Source organism: Clostridium sp. 1001275B_160808_H3 (assembly GCF_015550425.1).
In the GTDB taxonomy this organism is placed as follows: domain Bacteria; phylum Bacillota; class Clostridia; order Clostridiales; family Clostridiaceae; genus Clostridium.
Window position 1 is genome coordinate 1 of record NZ_JADNAT010000037.1, and the last position, 21,030, is coordinate 21,030.

Consider the following 21,030-nt stretch of genomic DNA (forward strand, 5'->3'; position numbering starts at 1 on the left):
TTATATCATAGGAGCTTTTTTCTGTGCAGAGCTTAAGCCATTTTATCCACCGGCATAGCCAGTGGTTTTCAACACAAACAAGAAGAACCTAATAAGATTTAATTGTTCTTATTAGGTTCTTTTTATTTATTATTTTAACTTATTTAATTTTCATATATAACAAATTATTACTTTTAGTACTAGTTATTTATAGATAATCCATTTATTATTCTTGTGATTAATATCTAAATCCCATCATAGATCCAGTTCTTCCCCAAGCTCCTCTTCCTCTACTTTCTGAATTAAATCCATATCTATTTCCTTGTCCTTGACCTTGATAACCCTCGCCATAATAAGGACAATGTTGATTTCCCCAGCTAGAATAATTATTATCATCACTTATATTATAGTCTTCGCCTATATTAGAATTTTCAGTTTCACTTATCGCTGGATCACCTGCTGCATCTATTATTGCACTACCTTCCTCTGCTGCAAAAGCTATAGCCCCTGTCCCAATTGTAATAGCACCTATTATTGATAATGATAAAATTAATTTTTTCATAGTTATTATACCTCCAATAAATATTTCCTTAATTAAATAAATCTTACTCTTATAAATAAGTATTTTTTAACTGTCCTTATTTATTAAGTATCTTTAAGAATATAATAACTTTTATTTTTAATAAGTTAATGACTAATTTGTGATGAATCTGTGAAAACTTATTTTTCTTTTATTAAATTTCTAGGAATAATAAAAGAAAATTTACTTCCTTCCCCTATATTGCTTTCCACTCTATAATTAAATTCATGTGCTAATATTATTTCCTTAGAAATGGCTAATCCTAACCCCATTCCCCCACTTTCATTTCCTTTATAATATCTATCCCAAATATACTTAATAGATTCTTGTTCTATTCCCTTTCCATAATCCTTAATATATATTTCTATATTCTTATCTACTTCCTTCAACCCAAATACTATATTTTTATTCTTACCTTCAGAATGTTTTATAGCATTAATAAAAAAATTAGATATTACTCTAAATAAATAATTATTATCTATGGAAGCAAAAATCTTCTTACCATCTAAATTTTTATCTATTTTAAGATGTAAACTATAATTATCATAATTGCCTTTAATTAAATAATTATTTAACTTATCATAACTTTCTTTTACAAAATTCTTTATCTCATACTCTAATGGCTTAATTACTTTTTTATTATCTCTTAGTTTTGTTAAAACCAATATTTCTCCTACAAGATCTGTTAATATATCAACTTCTTTAATTATACTAGATGCATATTCAACAACTTCCTTACCAGAAACTAACTCATCCTTTATAACCTCACTGTTAGCTCTAATTACACTTAATGGTGTTTTTAAATCATGACTTACATTTGCAATAAACTCCTTTTGCATATTATCTTTGACTTCAAGTTCCTTAGCCATATTATCTATGCTGTCATTTAATTCCTGTATCTCATCTTTCGTATTAACTTCAAATTTACTACCATATATTCCTTTAGAAATATCATTAGCTCTTTTGCGTAAGGATATTATTGGCTTTGTAAATTTTTCTCCAAGGTAAATAGCTATAAAAGCGGATATAATTAATGAAAATATAAATATTGATATCATTATTAAATTAACACTTTTTATTAATGATTTTGTTCCTTCATAGCTTTTATAAACTACTATATCACCGTAGCCAGAATTTCTTTTAAGTCCTATATATGTGTTGCCATCACTAGACTTAAAAATCTGCCTACCTTTTATACTCTCGTAATCTATAGAATTCATTTGTCCCATCATGCCCATCTGACCCATATGCCCATGTCCTTTACCAGCTTTACACATATTCGTAACTTTTCCATTATTAATTAATACAGCATATATATTCGCCAAATCTGTAACAGTATTATTCTTTGCTGCTTCCAAAACATATTCACTGGCTTCTTCCAAATCAATATACTCATTATTTATATAAATCTTAGGTAAAATAAATGATGTTAAAATCAATCCAATAATCGTCACTACCAAATTCATTAATATCATATACTTAACTATTCTTTTACTTATCTTATTCATTATTCTATAGTAAGGCTATAGCCTACCCTCCATACAGTCTTCAGATTTTTTCTAAAAAACTCCAACTTTTCTCTTAGTTTTTTAACATGCGTATCTACAGTTCTAGTATCTCCATAAAAATCATACCCCCAAACACTAGTTATTAAATCTTCTCTTGTAAAAACTCTATTCCTATTCTTAATTAAAAACATTAGTAAATCATATTCCTTAGGCGTTAGAATAATCTCATTATCCTTTTCAAAAACTCTTCTATTATTATCATCTATTCTCAAATTATCAAATCTAATTTCATTCTTATATTCATTTTTAGGACTATTTATCCTTAATCCAACTCTTAAAACTAATTCTCTCATACTAATAGGCTTTACCATATAATCATCTGCACCAAGTTCAAACCCAAAAATCCTATCTTCCTCTTCTCCTCTAGCACTAGTTATAATAACTTGTGTTTTATTATTTAAGGACTTAATTTTCTTTAAAAGATACCAGCCATCCTTATTAGGCATCATTATATCTAATATGACTAAATCATATGTACTATCTTCAATTAAGTCCTCCGCTACTTTACCATCATTAGCCACAGTAACCTCATATCCACCCTTTTCAAGATATAACTTCATAACTTTACTTATTTGCATCTCATCTTCTGCTACTAAAATCTTTCTCATATATCCTCCAAATTAATATATTTCTGTACTTATATTCCTAAATATTTATTTATAAATAATATAGCATACATTAAAAACTACATCTAACTATTCAAACTATAAAATAAACTGTATATTAATAGCAAGAATTTGTTCAATTAACTCTACTCTATACATAATATTTTATACTATACATATGTGTTTTAAAAACGTGTTGTTTTAAATATTATTAGATACTCATTGATTAATCTATAACTTAATTGTCTAAAATTAAAATATACATTATATGTACTATATATATTATATGTTCTTAAAATATTCTCTTCTATTTCAATACCAAAATAATAATATTAAGGATGAGTAAAATGAAATCTAAAAATAAAACTATCATAGAATATAGCAATGATCCTATAAAAGAAAATACAATTAAAAATATTTTTAAAACAATTAATGATCATTTAGATTATCTTAATACAATAGATATATTTAAAGATAAAAAAATCAAATCTTGTCCTTATTGTCAAAATAGCAAATTTATTAAACATGGAAAATTTAGAGATATTCAAAGATACAAATGTAAAAATATAAACTGTTCTAAAACATTTTCTGCTAAAACTAATTCACCTTTTAGTTATTCAAAGAAAAATATTACATTATGGATGAAATATTTATCTCTTATGAATAGTGGAATGTCTATAAGAGCTTGTTCTCATATTTTAGGAATAAATATTGCAACCTCATTTTATTGGAGGCACAAAATACTTGTTGCAGAATCTTCCAATAATAATTTTAAGATTTTAAAAGATTATGTTGAAGCAAATAAAATAATGATAAAAGAAAATTTTAAAGGCAATAAAAAATCTAAAACTTTTAATAGAGAAAAAATATTTATAATTTGTGCCATGGATAATAATGAATCAATTTTATCTAAAGCAATATGCAGATATTCTATCTCTTTAGCATCGATATCAAAGAACTTCTATCCTAACCTAGATAAGTCAGCTTTTTTAGCTACCTCTGGAGATAGATGTTTAGTTGCCTTTGCTAAAAAGCATAACTCTACAATCCCTAAAACAAAATTAGATAAATTAAATAAAATTAACCTAAATGAAATTAAATTTGGGAATTTAAATAGTAAAAATACTTTTTCCTATGCTGAATTACCTCATATCCATAGCTTCTCTTTTAATATTTATAGATGGCTTAAGAAGTTTAAAGGGGTTGCAACAAAATATTTAGAAAACTATTTAAGCTGGTACATTCTTGACTACAAATCTAACTATTCTCTTGGAAACTCCAACCAAATTATACTATTAAAGAAACTAAATGATGAAAATATATATTTAAGAATTAAAGATTTTTCAACTTTCAAATTATCATATCAATATACTTGTATTGGTAATTATTAATTTACTATTGAATCAATTACTAATACCAGCATAAATTTTATTTTTATATCATTATTCTTATAGCTTCAATTTATAGAAACAACAATTTGTTAAAACACATATAAATAGTGTTAATATTTAAACTAAACATATATGTCAATATGCTTGTGAAATTCTTATTATATTAACAGGTATATTCCTAATAGTACGTTTTTTATAATAGTCATTAAATTATTTAGTTATCCAACTCATAAATTTAATCTTATTATATTTAATTATTTAATTCATAAACATAAATAATATACTTTTTATTTAAAATAAAAATAGAGCAATAAATGTATTACTCTATTTCATATAAATACTTCTAAATATGTTTATATAATGTTTCACTTCTTTATATATGAATTTTTAATTTTATACATATAATTCACATATAATTCTGCTGATTTCAAATAAATTTAATATTTTAAATTATCTTCTCTTTTACTATTTATATTCTGCTCCTGCATCTACTTTTGTAACTTGAACTGCTGTCATGTTTTGTTTATTCCCATTTGTAATTTCATGCCATTCTCCTGTAGGGATAAATACTGTACTTCCTACACTAACGTCAAATTCATTTTCTCCAACCTTTATTTTTCCTTCACCTTTTAAAAATATAAATATTTGTTCTCCATTTGGATGTCTGTGTGTTTTTAGAACTTGACCTGGCTTAAAAAAATAAACTTCTGAAGTTATATCATTTCCTGAAAATACTGGTATCTTCGGAACCACCATATCATTATATTGCTCTATTGTTCCATTTAAAAGTTGTTTATTAATATCCATACTAAAACCTCCATAATTCTAAAGCTAAATAATATTTATGAAATCTCTTTACCCTTAGTATTACTTTTCAGAAGTATATTATTCTATATAAATATTTAATAATGATACTAATATTCACTATAATAATAATCCTTTAAAAATATAACCTGTAATATTATCAACTATACTATTCTCAAATATAAAAAGATACTCATATAACATAAATATGTCCTATGAGCATCTTTTCTCTTTTCTATATTAATTATTTATCTTTAAATTAATCTTTAATTATAGTGATATTAAGCTACTACTTCTGATTTTCTTCCTTCTATCTTTTCTGCTATTTTTTCTCCAACATTTTTTAATGCTACGGAAATAGCTAAAAATACTACTAGTATTATTCCTAGAATTAAGAAATCTTTTCCTATTATGCTATAGTTGATTACATCTGCAGAAATAACTTCTCTTAAAGCTTCAACAGCATAAGTAAATGGCATATATGGATTTATTACTCTAAAGAATTTAGGTACTACTTCTAGTGGGAATGTACCTGCACATGCAGTAAGTTGAAGTATTAATAATACTATACCTAATAATCTTCCAGCATCGCCTAATAGTGAAATTAAACATTGAATAATTGAAACAAAAACTAATGATAAGAAAATATTAGTTCCTATATATGCAACTACGTTACTTGTCTCTAATCCAAGCATTAGTACTACTACACTTACAAGAACAGCTTGTAGTACACCTACAAATGCATAGGATAAATATTTTCCTACTACTCTATCAAACTTAGATAAATTTTCTTCATCTTTTACCTTAGATGGTATTACGAAGAACATCATTATAGCACCTATCCATAATGAAAGTGGAATAAAGTATGGTGCAAAACCTGTTCCATAGTTTGGAATCTTGTTTATTGAATCAAAAGCCATATTAATTGGCTCTGATGCAAATTCTCCCATTGTGTCTGATGGATTTACTAGACCATCTTTCATCTTATCTGCACCTTCGTTTAGCTTAGTTGTTAATTCATTACTTCCATCATGAAGCTTTTTAACTCCATCACTTAACTCTGGAACACTTGATGTTAATTGTGATATACCATCATTTAATGCTTTTTGTCCACTTACTAATTGATTTGAACCATCAGCAAGTTTAACAGAACCATTTGCTAATTCATTTGAACCATTGTAAAGTGCTGTTATACCTGATGCTAATGTTGGAATATTAGATTTTAAAGCACTAGTACCATCATTTAATTGTGATGCTCCTACATTTAACTTATTTAATCCAGTATTTAGATTTCCCATATTATCTGAGATAGCCTTTAATCCTACTCCAAATTCACTAGTATTAGGATCTAAATTAGCATATAAACCATTTAATCCTGCATTTAATTGTGATACTCCATCTTTAACAGTTCCAACTTTTGAAATTAAGCTACTAGTTCCTGTTGCTAAGTTTTTTGATCCTTGTGCATAATAATTTAATGATTTTTCAAATGCCTTAGATCCTTCTGCAAGTCTCTGAATCTTAGGTGCGCTTTCTTGTGAATCACTTTGAATCTTATTTATAATTTGTAGTGCTTGCTGTATTGACTTATTCTTATCTTCTTCGCTAGTAGAAGGACTTACTGCATTCTCTAGAGCTTTTTGTATCATCGCTGTTGCACTTGCTGAGTCTGAAACTCCATTTATTAATTCGTTTATTCCAGTTTCTATTTCTGAATATCCTGCTACTAAAGGATCTGAACTAGCAATTACTCGATTTGTTCCTTCATATAACTTAGCTATATCCTCTTGCCCTGCTGATAATCCTTCATTTAGCTGGTTAGCTCCAGATTTTAATTGGCCAACAGCTGGATATATTTTTCCTGTGTATGCATTATATATATTTTTGCTTCCATCAGCTAATTGGTTTGCTCCTGATGAAGCTTCAGAAATTCCTGACTTTAAATCGCCTGTTCCTTTTGCTAGTGCATTTACTCCATCACTTAATGTTGGTACTTTTTCATATACTTGTCCAAGTCCTGAATTTAAAGCTTTAGCTCCACCTATTAGTGTTCCTATACCATCATTTAGCGCTACTTGTCCGTCTAATAATTGATCTGATCCATCACCTAGTTTATTGGCTCCATCAACTAATTCTGGTACTTTTTCATTCATTGTGCTTAGACCATCATAAATTTGTTTACTTCCATCAGCAGCTTGAGTTAATCCGTCTTTAGCTTCATATAAACTATCAAATGCTACTTCTACATAATTACTAGATATTTTTTTAGTAATCTTAGCTTTAAGTTCAGCCTCTACTTTTGAGTTTATTTGTGATGCTAAAAAGTTTTTCTTATCATTTGATATAAAATCAACTTTTGCTACTTGTGGTTCTCCTTCTTTGGCTGATATTATTTTTGATGAAAAATCTTCTGGAATTACTACTTTTGCATAGTACTCTTTTCCCTCTAAACCCTTATTGGCTTCTTCTTCAGAGGCTATTTCCCATCCAATCTCCTTATTATTCCTAAGTTCATCTTCAACATCTTTACCATAGTTTACTTTGGCACCATCTAAGATAGTCCCTTCGTCTTTATTTACTACTGCAATGTGAACATCTTCAAGTTTTGCATATGGGTCCCAGAATGCATATAAGTATAATAATGAATATAATAGCGGTACTACAATAATTGCAATTATCGATACTCGTATGAATCTGTTTTTAAATATGCTCTTGATGTCTTCCCCTGCAATCTTTAGGAAATTCATACAATCACCTTCTGTTAAATTTTTTATACTGATTAGTCAGTCAATCAATATGATATATTTATACTACTTTTGTACTGAGTAGTCAATATAATTTTAAAAAATATATTTATATTTTTTCACTAATTTTTGGAACATAATCGAAAATTATTTATTTATTTCATCTATTTTATTTATTTTATCTATTTTATTTATTAAATTTATTTGATTTTAAGTCATACTATATAACATATACTCTTTTATTTAATAAAAATAAAAAAATTAGATTTATGCTTCTCAATATAAATCTAATCTTTTTATATTTATAATTTAAATTATTTATTACTTTTCCTACTTCTCATTTATTTGAGTTGATCATGAATTATTTTCTAATATTCAAAATCAATATTACTAAAGATACATCTTTAAGCTCCATTATTCTACATTTTTAATTATCTTTGCTGGATTTCCACCAACTACAACATTATCTGGAACATCTTTTGTAACTACTGATACTGAAGCTATTACTACATTGTTTCCTATAGTTACTCCTGGATTTATTGTTGAATGTCCGCCAATCCAAACATTATCTCCTATAGTAACACTTTTTCCATACTCATATTTTAATCTTTCTATTGGGTTTATTGGATGTGTTGCTGTATAAATATGTACTCCTGGTGCAATAAAACAATTTTTCCCTATTCTTATTTCACATACATCTAGCATTATGCAGTCAAAATTAGCATAAAAGCCATCTCCAACATGTATATTATATCCATAATCACATTTAAAATTAGGTTCTATATATAAATTTTCTCCTGTAGACCCTAAAAGTTCTTTTAAAATCTTTTTACGTTCATCTCGTTCTGTTTCTATAGTATTATTAAATAGTCTCGTTAATTTTCTTGCTCTTAATCTCCCATTTTTTAATTCTTCATCGCTTGGATCATATGGTAACCCCTGAAGCATTTTTTCTTTTTCTCTCATATATTCTCTCCCTAAATATTTTTTTATTATTACTTATTCTTATAAACAAAAACCTTATTTATGTACTGCTAATTTATTATAGCTTAATAAAGTAACAAATATTTATATAATTTTCTATAAATATTCGTTATTTATTAGATTAATATTTAAATTTAGAAAATAACGATTTCATTATCTTTTTACATTAATTCCATATTCCAGGTATCTCATAAATTTTTCCACAATCTCTTCATGATCATATTGACCTTCATTTATAATTTCATAAAGTGCAGAAGAAACTAATACACCTATTAATCCATAGCTTAATAATATTGGATCATCATTTTCTATAAATCCTCCATCCATTACAGCTTTAAACTTAAGTGAACTTTTGCTTATAAGAGTCTTTATTTCTTCTCTTAGCATATTATTTCTTTCACCAGTTCCCCAAAGTTGACTGATTATTACCTTAAATAAATCCTTATTTTCATAAACATATTTAAGTTGAACTTTAGCTGAAACTTTTATTATTTCATATGGATTTTTAATATCTTTTGTTGCTTCCTCAATTTCTTCATTTATAAGGTTTATTCCCTCTTTAATTATAAACATAAAGAGTTCTTCCTTACTTTTAAAGTGATAATATAAGCTACCCTTTGCTACACCAGCTCTAGCTACAACTTCATCCATTGTTGCTCCTGTATAGCCATAATTTGAAAAAACCTTTATAGCTGATTCAAAGATAGCTTTTTTAGTTTTATTCATTAAGATCTCCACCTTCTTAAAAATTATCTTTTCGTATTCTCCCATAATAATCTATCACATTTTTCTCGTACTCTTCATTAAGCTTATTAGAGCTTAAAACAAAATCAGCTGTGGATTTACTCATTGCAACTATTACATCATATAATACAGCTATTCTAAGCAAAGCCTTAACATCTGGATCATGAGGTTGTGATGTTAATGGATCCCAAAAGAAGATCATTATATCAATATCTCCATTTACAATAGCAGCTCCAATTTGTTGATCTCCTCCCATCGGTCCACTTTTAAATCCATGAACACTTAATCCAGTTTTTTCGCTAATTAGCTTAGCTGTTGTACCAGTTCCACAAAGTGTATGCTTTTTTAATATTTCCTTATTTTCGTTTACCCATTCAATTAAAGCTGACTTTCTATTATCATGAGCTATAAGTGCTATTTTTTTCGCACCACCCATTTTATATTCACTCATACTTCTCCCCCTAATTCTATCTATGCACAAATTTAATTAATATATTTTTTGATTAATAATATACATATTTAAATTAGTACCATATCAAATATATTTTTAACAATTATTTATTTACCATTACTAAAATTATACATAACTAATTATTAATTTACAATGTTACTGATTTTTTAAATTATATTTATTATGATTTTTTAAATTTTCATTCTTATTCTCTTTAATATTATTACTCCAATTTATCTGCTGAAAAGTTAGGAGTAAAAAGCAATTTATAAAAAATGCCATATTACTGATATTGGCTTTTTCAGTAATATGGCTAAATCTTATTATTGTATATGCGTATTTATTAAATTATTTTTGTATTTTAACTTCAATCATATCCTAATTTATATGTACAAATATCCTAATTTATATACACAGTTTTATATTATAACTTCTATATTAAGGCTTCCTTTATCCCTTGGAATTATATCATTATTAGTATTTTCTCCATTGATTATAATTCCTTTATTATCACCACGTTTAACTTTTATTTTATAATCTTCTTTATCATTTTTAATATTTATATCATATTCATTCCACATTTCTGGGATACATGGTTCAATCTTATAGCCTTTTCCTTCTATTTTCTTTAAGCCTAATATATCTTCAAGTCCTACTTTATACATCCAGCCTGAAGCTCCTGTATACCAGCTCCAGCCACCTCTTCCGCCATGAGGTTCTTTTATGTACACATCTGCTGCCATTACATAAGGTTCTACTTTGTAATTTCTTGCTTCAAGTTCTGTATTAGAATGGTTTATAGGATTTATCATGTTATAATACTTCCAAGCTTTATCTCCTAAACCAAGCTTAGTTAAAGCTAAAATAACCCATACTGCTGCATGTGTATATTGGCCTCCGTTTTCTCTAACACCTGCTACATATCCTTTTATATATCCAGGTTCTAAAGCAGACTTATCAAATGGTGGTGCTAATAATTTTATAAGCCCTTTATCTTTATCTACAAGATATTTATCAACTGCTTCCATAGCTTCTTGTGCTCTTGATAGTTTTGCTGCATTTGAAATTATTGACCAGCTTTGAGATAAAGAATCTATTTTGCATTCATCGTTTTCTCTTGATCCTAGAGGCGTACCATTATCAAAGTATGCTCTTCTATACCAGCCTCCATCCCAAGCATTTTTTTCTAAGTTTTCTATTATGAATTCTTGGAATGTATTATATTCATCTTCCTTTTCATTATCCTTCTTATATTTACAAATTTCTTTAAATCCATCTAATATCTTATATAAGAACCATCCAACCCAGACACTTTCTCCTTTTCCCTTGTTTCCTACAGTACTCATTCCATCATTCCAGTCACCACTACCCATAAGAGGAATATTATGCTCTCCAAACTTTAAGCCTCTATCTATAGCTTTTAAGCAATGTTCGTATATAGTTCCATTTTTATTTGATTGATTTACTATAGTATATCTTTCATCTTCTCCATTTCTTAATGGTTCATCTTCTAGATAAGGAGCCTCTTCATCTAAAATACTATAATCACCTGTAGATTTTATATATTCAATAGTTACATAAGGTAACCATAATAAATCATCTGAAAATCTAGTTCTTATACCTGAGTTAATTACTGGATGCCACCAATGTTGAACATCTCCTTCAAGATATTGTCTTGATGCACTTCTTAAAATCTGTTCTCTTGTTATAGTTGGATTTAATATACCTATAGACATAGAATCTTGCAGTTGATCTCTAAATCCATATGCCCCACCACTTTGATAAAAAGCTGTTCTTGATAAATATCGACAACTTAAAGTTTGATACATAAGCCATCCATTTAACATATAATCCATAGATGCATCTGGTGTCTTTACTTGTATATTTCCCAGGAAATTTGACCAATATTCTTTCACTTTTTCTAGTTCTTCATCAACATTCTTTATATTGCTATATTTATTTATTTTTTCTTGTATTAATTTTTCATTTTCTTCTTCACCAAATATTATTACAAGTTCTTTTTCTTCACCAGCTTTTAAATCTATATCTAATGAGGCTGCTAAACAAGGATCATAGATACTACCAGATACATTATTCAATTTATTTTTCAGTAATGCTTCTGGACTACCTAACTCTTCTCCAACTCCTAAGAAACTCTTTCTATCACCAGTAAAGCTTTGATTATCTTCACCATTTATAGACAAATAAGCTTTTAGTTTACCAAAATATTTTGAATAAGGATTTTGGCCATATATATATTGGCCTTGGACATGGGTGCTTATATATTTAGCACTTCCATAATTATATACACCAAGTACTAACTGAGCATAGTAAAACAATGATATACTTTTATCTACATTTGATAAATTCTTAAGAGATACTTTACATAATTTCAATTTTTCATTTTGAGGACAAAATACTTTCATTTCTCCTTTTATGTTATATGCAGTATGCTTAAAAGTAGAGAATCCAAAACTATGTTTTATAATATATTCTCCACCATCTCTTATCGGCATAGGGGTTATTGTAAAATATGCTCCGCTATTATTATCTCTTATATATAAAGCTTCACCTGTTGGATCTATTACCCAGTCATTGCTCCAAGGCGTTATTTTATTTTCCCTACTGTTTCCACACCAGGTATAAGTTGAACCCACCTCGGAAATATGGAATCCAAAATCCTTATTAGAAACTACATTTATCCATGGTGCTGGAGTATTTTCATAGTCTTTAAGCCTTATAACATAACTTTTATCAGATTTATCAAAACCTCCATATCCATTAAAGAACTCTAAATCACCAACATTTAAATGTTCATTTCCAAATTCAGTTTTCCTTACTTCTTCTAATTTATACTCTTTTTCTTTATTAAAATCATTAAAGTCATTAAATTCATTAAATTCATTAAATTCATCGTACTCCTCTCGACTTAATGATTTTTCTAGCTTTTCTTCATTTAAGTTATTAAATTTATTCTTTTCTAAGATATTTTCTAAGTGTTCATTCTTATTTATTTCTTTATCCACAAAGTTCTTTACATAATCACTTTCATTTATATTTACCTTTATTCTATTAATAGGAGCTATATCTTCATTATTTTTGTATTCATCAATATTATAATTTACAGCTTCTACTAATTGATTAGCTAAGGTTCCTTCTTGTGAATTAATATATAGTTTAGAAATACCAATAATAAAGTCTCTAACATCATCTCCCATAGTTGACTTATTATGAATGAAAATACCACCTGATTTATTTATATTTTCTCTTTCAACAGAATTTTTAACTGTTGATATAATATTTTTTTGAAGTGGCTCTTCATATGATATTTCTTCTTCATTGTAAATTATTAAATCTGACTTTATTCCCTTGTTCTTGAAATAATAGTGCATATTTATAACTTGCCTTAATAGATCTATATCATCTTCACCTTCAATAGCTAATAAAATAATAGGTAAATCTCCTGATATTCCATAAGCCCACAAGTTTTCTTGATTCATACTTATATTTCTTATATAATCTTCTCTATTTTTTCTACCACTATGTAGATATAAGATATAAGAAGCTAAGCTTTGGTATATATTTGCTTGTGCTGATCTAATTCCTATATGCTTAAGTTCTAATTGATTAGAATAATTAAAAGCATCTGCACTCTTTTCTATCATTGGAACTTCTTTATATCTTTTAATAAGCTCTAATACCTCTTCTTTAGATTCTCCAACTCCTGTTAAATAGTAAATTTGCTTTTCTTCTCCAGGGCTCAAAGTAATCCTACTTCTCATACTCATTATAGGATCTAGTACTGTTCCAACTGTGTTTTGAAGTGGAGCATCATTATCCATAACTTCTGGTGATTTTAAGCTTCTATTTCTTCCTATAAAGTTTAGTCTTGATGTTTCATAAGTTAAATCACCATCTAACTCAAAATTAGTAGCTATAGTATGGAATATATAATGAGTAACTGCACCTTCAGCTCTTGGTCTTCTATTACCTATTAAGCTTTTAGTTTCTTCATCATATTCAGTACTTATAAATAAATTAGAAAAGCTTGGATGTACTGCATCACCTTCAAAAGATTGTAATGTTACTTCTAGATAACTTGTTATTTCTAAAGTTCTTAGTTTTTCGCCTGTATTTTTTAAAGATAATTTTCTTACTTCCAAGTTATCCTCACAAGCTACTGTAACTTCATAATTAGTTTTTATATTTCCATCTATTCTTTCGTATTTGGCTTTATCAAGGGTAAATTCCACTACATAATCATCATTATCTTCCTTGCATGGCTCATAAGTAGCACTCCAATAGTCATTTGAATTTAAATTCTTTATATAAAAGAACATTCCACTGGAATCGGATGTACTATCTCCCTTCCATCTATAAACAGTCATATCATCTTTTTTAGAATATCCACTACCACTATCAGTTACCATTGTAGAGTAGCTACCATTTGATAATAATAAGACTTCTGGATTTTCTCTCTTACTTCCCTTAAATATTCTTGGAATAAACTCTTCTTTTTCTAATTTTTTATTATTAACACTGCTTATATCAACTTCTCTTTCAAATGTTATATTTTGAGGAATCTTTTCTTTTAATAAAAGCTCTACTGCCTTTATTTCTGGAATACTGTGGAATCTTTCTTTTAGTATATTGTTATTTAAAACATTATCTAAAGCTAAAAGAGACATTCCTAGATGGTGAACCATATAACACCTTACTTCTTTAGGTTCATCCTTTGCTTTTTCTTCGCTATAATCTATTGATTCTATAAATCCATATCTTCCATAAGCTTTATTATCATATAACCTTCTTAAATTTTCCACTGATCCCTTTTTATCATATGGAAGTGTCATAATTGATGAATATGGAGATACTACAACTTCTTGTTCAAGTCCTCTTTTTAAACCTATACCTGGTACACCAAAAGCTTTATATTGATAATTTTGAGCAACATCAAATTCATAATAAGCTGATTCTGATATTCCCCATGGGATATTTTTCTTTTCGCCATATATCTTTTGTGCATTTACAACTGAAGAATAAGTTAAATCCCAAATAGTATTTTTAAAGTCCTTCAGTATTTGGAATGGCATAAAGTATTCAAACATAGTACCACTCCAGGAAACTAAGCTCTTTTGACCAAAGGCTTTTGTCATATTTCTACTTAAGTTATACCAATGTGACTTAGGCACTTCGCCTCTTGCTATTGCTAAAAATGATGCTATTCTAGCTTCTGATGCCATTAAATCATAATAGGAATTTCCTAGAGATTTTTCTTCAACATTATATCCTATTGCAAAAAGCCCTCTATTTTCATTATATAAGAATTTAAAATTCATATCTTCCATAATACTATCTATTTCAGATGACAAAAGTTTAAGCCTTTCATCAAACTCTTTTAATCTACTTATCTTCTTATTTAATATTTCTTTAAATTCTTCACCTGATGCTTTCTTTATATCTTCTAATAAATCTATAATTTGCAATAAGCTTGGAGCTTTATAACTCTTAAAGGAATCTGTAACTATTTTTTCAATTCCATCAAATATAAAATCATAAAAATCTATCTTTGACTCTATTTCCTTTTTTAGCTTCCTTAGCCAATATAATTCCTTTTTATCTTTCTCATTTTTTTCTTCATTCTTTTCTAACTTATTATTTATTCTTTTTAATTCATCTAACAGTATATTTTTATATTCTTTTATATCTATAATGTCAGGTAATCCATCGTAAAACTCTTCTTTTTCATCTTTCCTAACTAAGTTATATGTATCCTTTATTGCTGAAACTTCTTTTTCTCTTATTATTGGCTCTTTACTAAAAGTCCTTATAGTTTCTTTAATTATCCACAAGTATCCTAAAAGATTTCCACTATCTACTGTTGATACATACCTAGGCCATAATGCTTCCTTGGTTTTAGTATCATACCAATTTAAATAGTGACCATTATATTTTTCTAATCCTCTCATTCCATCTAGTATTGATTCTAATCTATAAATAACTTCACCTATTGATATATATCCTAAATCATAAGCTGTTAAATTAGTAATTAACCCCATACCAATATTTGTTGGAGATGTTCTGTGAGCAACTCCTTTAAATGGCTTTTCTTGAAAATTATCTGGAGCTAAATAATTATTTTCTTCATTAACAAAATCTTCATAATAAGCCCATATCCTTCTACTATTTTCTTTTAAGAACTCTTCATCCTCTATATCTAATCTCTCTCTTATAACTACTTCTTCTTTTGATATTTTACATGCTATTGCAGGTGCTAAAGCCCAAAGAATAGATATTAGCAATGTAGCTATTAAAACTTCTATAGAATTATCTAAACTAAGTAGCAGTACTACCAAAGCTATTCCTACTGATATCCACATTTTTTGATAATACCACATGTAAGTATTTTTAACTGATTTCTCAACTCTATCGGCTGTTTTCCATTGCAATAAATTCTTTTTAGATATAACTAATCTATAAATTGTTCTAAATATAGCATCAAGCATTAACCAAGCTTGATATGGAATAAAACTTAATATCAATATTATTTGCTTTAGAGTTTTAAATGTTCCCATAAGTTTATTTTTAGGTGTTACAACAAAATCTGTTACAGTAAATACTAATGGGGTTATTAAAGCTAAAAATAGCAATACCGCTACTTGAACTGCTCCATTTAATACTGTTAATACGCCAATAAGTCCTATTAATAAACTTGGGGCAAGTAAACTTCTTCTAAGATTATCGATAATCTTCCATTTGGATATTGTTGTTATTTTTTTTGAAAAAGCAAAGCTTGCTATCTGCCAATCTCCTCTTACCCATCTATGTAATCTTAAAGCACTAGATAAATAGCTAGATGGATATCCATCTATAACCTCAACATCTGTTACTAATGCGCATCTTGTTAAAACTCCTTCAATTAAATCATGTGATAAAACTCTATTTTCTGATATTTCATCTTTTAAGATATTATAAAAAGTATCTATTTCTATAATACCCTTCCCAGTAAATATTCCTTCTCCAAATAAATCTTGATATGTATCTGATGAAGCTGTTGAATAAGCATCCACACCTGCATCCCCAGCAAAAATTTCTGAGAAATATGTTTTATGCTTATCTTCTAAATTAACACCAACCTTAGGCTGCATTATACTATATCCTCTGACCACAACTTCATTTTCTATATATGGAGTATTTAATATATGCCCCATAGCCCCTATAAGTTTCTTTGCACTTCCTATAGGTAAAAATGTATCACTATCTAATGTAATTATGTATTTTGCACTTTTTAATGGCTCTATATCGCTACTTATTATATTATAAGTAGTTTTTTCACTTCCTCTAATTAATGCCATAAACTCCATGAGCTTTCCTCTTTTTCTTTCATAGCCCATGTAGACTCCCTCTGAGTCATTATATAATCTTTTTCTATTTAAAAAGAAAAATCTATTCTCGTCGTTATCTTTTACATATTTTTTATTTAATTTATTTACATATCTTATTCCTTCATCATTTATAGCTTTATCTTGTGCTTCATTTTCATTTTCACTATCACTTAAATCTCCTAGTAATGCGAAGAATATATTTTTATCTCTATTTGCTAAGTAATATACCTCTAATTTCTTTAATAACTCAATTACACTTTTGCTATTACTTAATATTGCAGGTATCACTACAATAGTTCTTTCACTATCAGGTACACCATCTGAATAATCCATCTTAGGTATAAAGCTAACAGGTGTTACTTTTGCTATAAACCAATTTAGTAATGATATCACTACTTCACTAGATGGAACTATCATTAAAATGAATGCTAAAACATATTGGCCTATACTAAAATTCAATGGTATTAAATATGTTAAAAGTAATACTACTAAATCTATTAATATTGTTCCTAAAAATATGGTTGATAAATAAGTTGTCTTTGACATTCTATTATCTATATTCTTATTTATATTAAACCTCTTCAAAAGATCTTCTATTCCATCATCTACTAGGTAATAGCCTATATGCCTCTTATAATGATTTTTATTTTCTAAATGTAAGCTACTAAGCTCTAATGCAGTTTTAACTAATTCTATTTCTTTTATATTAGTCTTTCTAGATATTTCTTCTATCTTGTGCCTATAATAATCTTTTGTTTCAAAATCCATATCATTATAAATATTTGCTGGATCTTGTTTTAATATCTTTTCTATATTTGATGTTTCAACGAAAAAGTTTTTCCAATTGATAGAATCCATTACTCTTAAAGAATTTATAGTTATCCCTATAGCTGTAGCAATATTTCCTTCTCTTATATGGTCCTTTAATATTTCCTTTTCAAAGCTTGTATTTTCCTTTTCCTTTAATCTATCTAATGCAAATTTATATATTCTTTCATCTTCTATTGAATTATCTCGTAATATGTTGAAAAACTTATCTATAAATTCCGGAGAAAATAATCCATCATGAAGACTTTCATCATCTCCCATATAATTAGTATTTAATTCTTCGCCTTTATCTATTTTATCATTTCTTAATGGATACTTATCTTCTAATTTAGAAAGCAATTCATCTATCTTTCCATTACTATATGAGTCTATAACTGTATTCGCTAAATCCTTAGCTCCTAAACGTTGCTTTTGAAGCACTACCATATCATTAGTTATAGCTCCTAAATTAATTATAAGTGCAACCCTAAGCATTAATGGAAATGCCCATAACTCTCCTATTGTGAAAGTTTCATCTTGTTCATTTATAAACTTTATTAGCTCACTTTCTTCAATTATATTTTGACTCTTTTCTATATAGTTCTTAGCCAAAGCATACACTCTTGGATAGTTAACTCCTTCAATATCGATAGTTGGAAGATTGCTGAAATAATTAATTGGCATATTAAACTTTATTGTCTTATATTCCTTTTCTATTAAATATATATTATCAAGCAACCATTCAGCAGAAGAAATAACATCCTCCCCGTGCTTAACAAGTTTATTTAAATATCTATGATTATGGACAATCCCCTTAAATGCTTCATTTAACTCTGCGAGCACAGTTCTTCTACTACTGTTTAAAATCTCATCCTTCATAAACTTACTCCTCTCATTACTCATAGTTTAAAGTATTTTAAAAATAGGATAGGTTTATTATTTACAATATTGAAGAATTTTACTCAAAAAGAAATAAAAGAATGAAAAAGTGAAATTGCTAATATAAAGGCGAAGATAAATAGATATGTTCCATAAGCTAAATAGCTTAGCAAAGAAGTACTAGGCTCGGAAAAACTACTATGCCAAGAGTTTTGGTTAACTCGCTACGCTCAAACAAACCAACAACACTAAGGCCTAGCAGTTCTTCCTTCACCAAGTACTTCTAGTTACTCGCTATATGCTTATTTCACATATTCTATTTATCTTCGCCAACTATCTTTGGCACTTAAAATTATCAATTGAAGAATTAATCTCATTAATATATATCATTATGTTTAATTCTCAATTTATAAAAAATATAAATTTCCTAAACTTCGCAGGAGTTTATTCCTTAATTATCAATTATCAATTTTTCATTTTTACAGCCTATTAAATTGCAAATCGAATTCTCCTTCTCCTAAGTTATCAATGTTTTCAAATGTTAATGTCCATTCCCCTACTACTTTATCAAAACTTTTTGTTTCTTTTAAAGGTTTATCAGATGTAACTTTCTCACTCCATTCTATATCTCCATTTGGGTCTCTAAGCTCAAATTTAACATTGCCTTTAGTAATGATTAAATTTATCTCTAATTTCATCCCCTTAAAATCTTCTTCAACGTTATAAGTATAAATATCACTTATCTCAATTCCTTCTTTAATAGTATTATGTGCTGAACTTTGGTTTCTCACTATACATCCTGTCATCATGAATAAAATTATCCCAATTATAATTGATAAAACTAAATTCCTTTTTATCATATTCACACCTCCCTCTTAAAAAAATTATACGTTGTAATAAATTTCCAATCAATTAATTTTCAATGAACTATTTAAGAAATTAAGGAATAAAAAAAATTGATGAAGGTGTTCATAAATATTATACCATTATTCATATAATTTTATTTTTTATGGAATTTATAACTGCAATTAATATATAATTAGAATATATATTAATGAGAATTTGTATTATAAGTCTAGTAGTTTTATTTTTAAACTAATTGATAAATTAGAATTTTAAGGAGGCATTGTAATGTTTGGAAAAGAAAAAAAAGAAAAGCGATTTATTATTAAAGAGGAACAATCCTTGGGATTTGGAGCAATATACATCGTCGTAGATACTATAACAGGAGTTAATTACTTGACTACTGTTGGAACTGGTATGAATGGAATGACACCATTATTAGATTCAGATGGTAAAGTAGTAATTAATAAATAAATTTCAATTTTATTAATAGTACTATAATTTACTTATACTTTTAGTAGCCTGTGCTGATAGATGTACAAATAGAAAGATGAGAAAAAAACTATGATTATATATTAATAAAAGAAACTAAAGATAGTTCTTGGGAAATCCATGATTGAGGATATTAATGATACACTTAGTAAAAAACTCTTTTAAATAAGTAAAATTGAATATAATTAATATTTCGCTAGGTGGTTATAAAATGAGCTGTAAAATGTGTGAAAATCAAAAAAACATTAAGGATGACCCATATTTTATTATGGAACTTGAAACAGGGTATGTAGTTTAGGATGGTTTCAAAGGTTTAGGGGATATACGGTTTTTAATTGTAAAGAGCATGGTCCTGAATTACACAACTTAGAACATTCTTTTAAAATAAAACATCTTGAAGAAATGTCTCTAGTAGCTGAGGCTATTTCTAACATATTTAAACCAGATAAGATGAACTATGAATTGCTTGGAAATGGATGTCCTCATATTCATTGGCACTTATATCCGAGAGTAAAAGGTGATACACCTATAATTAGCTCTGTATATCAATTATCAAACGAAGAATTATTTGATGAATCCACAAGACAAGATGAGGAGCAAAGAAAAGAATTGAAAGAAAAAATTAAAAATGAAATTGTTCGTCTACTTTTAAAATAAAAATTAAATAGGTTATAATTCATCTTCCTTGAATTATGAAAGTCATGTACCACCAGCTTAGCTGGTGGCTTGATTAAGCCCTATAAGGGCATGATACTGGCGGCACTACTCGTGCTC

General features: G+C 27.6%; 13 protein-coding genes. 3 read left to right on the top strand and 10 right to left on the bottom strand.

Annotated elements, in window-relative coordinates; all coding sequences use genetic code 11:
- Positions 1–217 precede the first annotated feature (217 nt).
- The 3 genes from I2A75_RS17175 to I2A75_RS17185 form a co-directional block, all read right to left on the bottom strand.
- Positions 218–541 (bottom strand): hypothetical protein, encoded by a 324-nt coding sequence (locus tag I2A75_RS17175; protein ID WP_195266825.1) that lies wholly within the window; start codon positions 539–541, stop codon positions 218–220.
- 158 nt (positions 542–699) lie between these two features.
- Positions 700–2,067, bottom strand: a complete 1,368-nt coding sequence (locus I2A75_RS17180; protein ID WP_195266826.1) for a HAMP domain-containing sensor histidine kinase — start codon at positions 2,065–2,067, stop codon at positions 700–702.
- The gene (locus I2A75_RS17185) at positions 2,067–2,735 is read right to left on the bottom strand and encodes a response regulator transcription factor (RefSeq protein ID WP_195266827.1); all 669 of its coding nucleotides are present in this window, start codon (positions 2,733–2,735) and stop codon (positions 2,067–2,069) included. The genes I2A75_RS17180 and I2A75_RS17185 overlap by 1 nt, the downstream gene beginning before the upstream one ends.
- Positions 2,736–3,079: 344 nt before the next feature.
- On the opposite strand from I2A75_RS17185, the gene I2A75_RS17190 reads away from it, so the two are divergent.
- Entirely contained in the window at positions 3,080–4,123 is a 1,044-nt protein-coding gene (locus tag I2A75_RS17190; RefSeq protein ID WP_195266828.1) for an IS1 family transposase, read from the top strand.
- A 465-nt stretch (positions 4,124–4,588) separates the two neighbouring features.
- Here the strand turns inward: I2A75_RS17190 and I2A75_RS17195 are convergent, their stop codons facing one another.
- The 7 genes from I2A75_RS17195 to I2A75_RS17225 form a co-directional block, all read right to left on the bottom strand.
- Positions 4,589–4,930 (bottom strand): cupin domain-containing protein, encoded by a 342-nt coding sequence (locus tag I2A75_RS17195; protein WP_195266829.1) that lies wholly within the window; start codon positions 4,928–4,930, stop codon positions 4,589–4,591.
- Between the two features lie 278 nt (positions 4,931–5,208).
- Positions 5,209–7,674 carry a YhgE/Pip domain-containing protein gene (locus I2A75_RS17200; RefSeq protein ID WP_195266830.1) on the bottom strand — a complete coding sequence of 822 codons (2,466 nt, stop codon included), beginning with the start codon at positions 7,672–7,674 and terminating at the stop codon, positions 5,209–5,211.
- Positions 7,675–8,085: 411 nt separating this feature from the next.
- Positions 8,086–8,637: a sugar O-acetyltransferase gene (locus tag I2A75_RS17205; RefSeq protein ID WP_195266831.1), complete on the bottom strand. Its 552-nt coding sequence runs from the start codon at positions 8,635–8,637 to the stop codon at positions 8,086–8,088.
- Positions 8,638–8,808: 171 nt separating this feature from the next.
- Positions 8,809–9,381, bottom strand: a complete 573-nt coding sequence (locus I2A75_RS17210; protein WP_195266832.1) for a TetR/AcrR family transcriptional regulator — start codon at positions 9,379–9,381, stop codon at positions 8,809–8,811.
- A 16-nt stretch (positions 9,382–9,397) separates the two neighbouring features.
- Entirely contained in the window at positions 9,398–9,850 is a 453-nt protein-coding gene (locus tag I2A75_RS17215; protein ID WP_195266833.1) for a methylglyoxal synthase, read from the bottom strand.
- A 419-nt stretch (positions 9,851–10,269) separates the two neighbouring features.
- Positions 10,270–18,921, bottom strand: a complete 8,652-nt coding sequence (locus I2A75_RS17220; RefSeq protein WP_195266834.1) for a glucoamylase family protein — start codon at positions 18,919–18,921, stop codon at positions 10,270–10,272.
- 479 nt (positions 18,922–19,400) lie between these two features.
- Complete coding sequence (locus I2A75_RS17225) at positions 19,401–19,781, bottom strand: hypothetical protein (protein ID WP_195266835.1); 381 nt, start codon at positions 19,779–19,781, stop codon at positions 19,401–19,403.
- Positions 19,782–20,052: 271 nt separating this feature from the next.
- Between I2A75_RS17225 and I2A75_RS17230 the strand changes: the two genes are divergently transcribed.
- The gene (locus tag I2A75_RS17230) at positions 20,053–20,238 is read left to right on the top strand and encodes a DUF6440 family protein (RefSeq protein ID WP_195266836.1); all 186 of its coding nucleotides are present in this window, start codon (positions 20,053–20,055) and stop codon (positions 20,236–20,238) included.
- A gap of 402 nt (positions 20,239–20,640) precedes the next feature.
- Positions 20,641–20,913, top strand: coding sequence for a hypothetical protein (locus I2A75_RS18230; RefSeq protein ID WP_347707773.1), 273 nt, complete (start codon positions 20,641–20,643; stop codon positions 20,911–20,913).
- Positions 20,914–21,030: the final 117 nt, after the last annotated feature.

Bases quoted from the DNA above. Each gene is read 5' to 3' on its own strand.
- I2A75_RS17175 (WP_195266825.1), bottom strand. From the start codon at position 541: ATGAAAAAATTAATTTTATCATTATCAATAATAGGTGCTATTACAATT.
- I2A75_RS17180 (WP_195266826.1), bottom strand. From the start codon at position 2,067: ATGAATAAGATAAGTAAAAGAATAGTTAAGTATATGATATTAATGAAT.
- I2A75_RS17185 (WP_195266827.1), bottom strand. From the start codon at position 2,735: ATGAGAAAGATTTTAGTAGCAGAAGATGAGATGCAAATAAGTAAAGTT.
- I2A75_RS17190 (WP_195266828.1), top strand. From the start codon at position 3,080: ATGAAATCTAAAAATAAAACTATCATAGAATATAGCAATGATCCTATA.
- I2A75_RS17195 (WP_195266829.1), bottom strand. From the start codon at position 4,930: ATGGATATTAATAAACAACTTTTAAATGGAACAATAGAGCAATATAAT.
- I2A75_RS17200 (WP_195266830.1), bottom strand. From the start codon at position 7,674: ATGAATTTCCTAAAGATTGCAGGGGAAGACATCAAGAGCATATTTAAA.
- I2A75_RS17205 (WP_195266831.1), bottom strand. From the start codon at position 8,637: ATGAGAGAAAAAGAAAAAATGCTTCAGGGGTTACCATATGATCCAAGC.
- I2A75_RS17210 (WP_195266832.1), bottom strand. From the start codon at position 9,381: ATGAATAAAACTAAAAAAGCTATCTTTGAATCAGCTATAAAGGTTTTT.
- I2A75_RS17215 (WP_195266833.1), bottom strand. From the start codon at position 9,850: ATGAGTGAATATAAAATGGGTGGTGCGAAAAAAATAGCACTTATAGCT.
- I2A75_RS17220 (WP_195266834.1), bottom strand. From the start codon at position 18,921: ATGAAGGATGAGATTTTAAACAGTAGTAGAAGAACTGTGCTCGCAGAG.
- I2A75_RS17225 (WP_195266835.1), bottom strand. From the start codon at position 19,781: ATGATAAAAAGGAATTTAGTTTTATCAATTATAATTGGGATAATTTTA.
- I2A75_RS17230 (WP_195266836.1), top strand. From the start codon at position 20,053: ATGTTTGGAAAAGAAAAAAAAGAAAAGCGATTTATTATTAAAGAGGAA.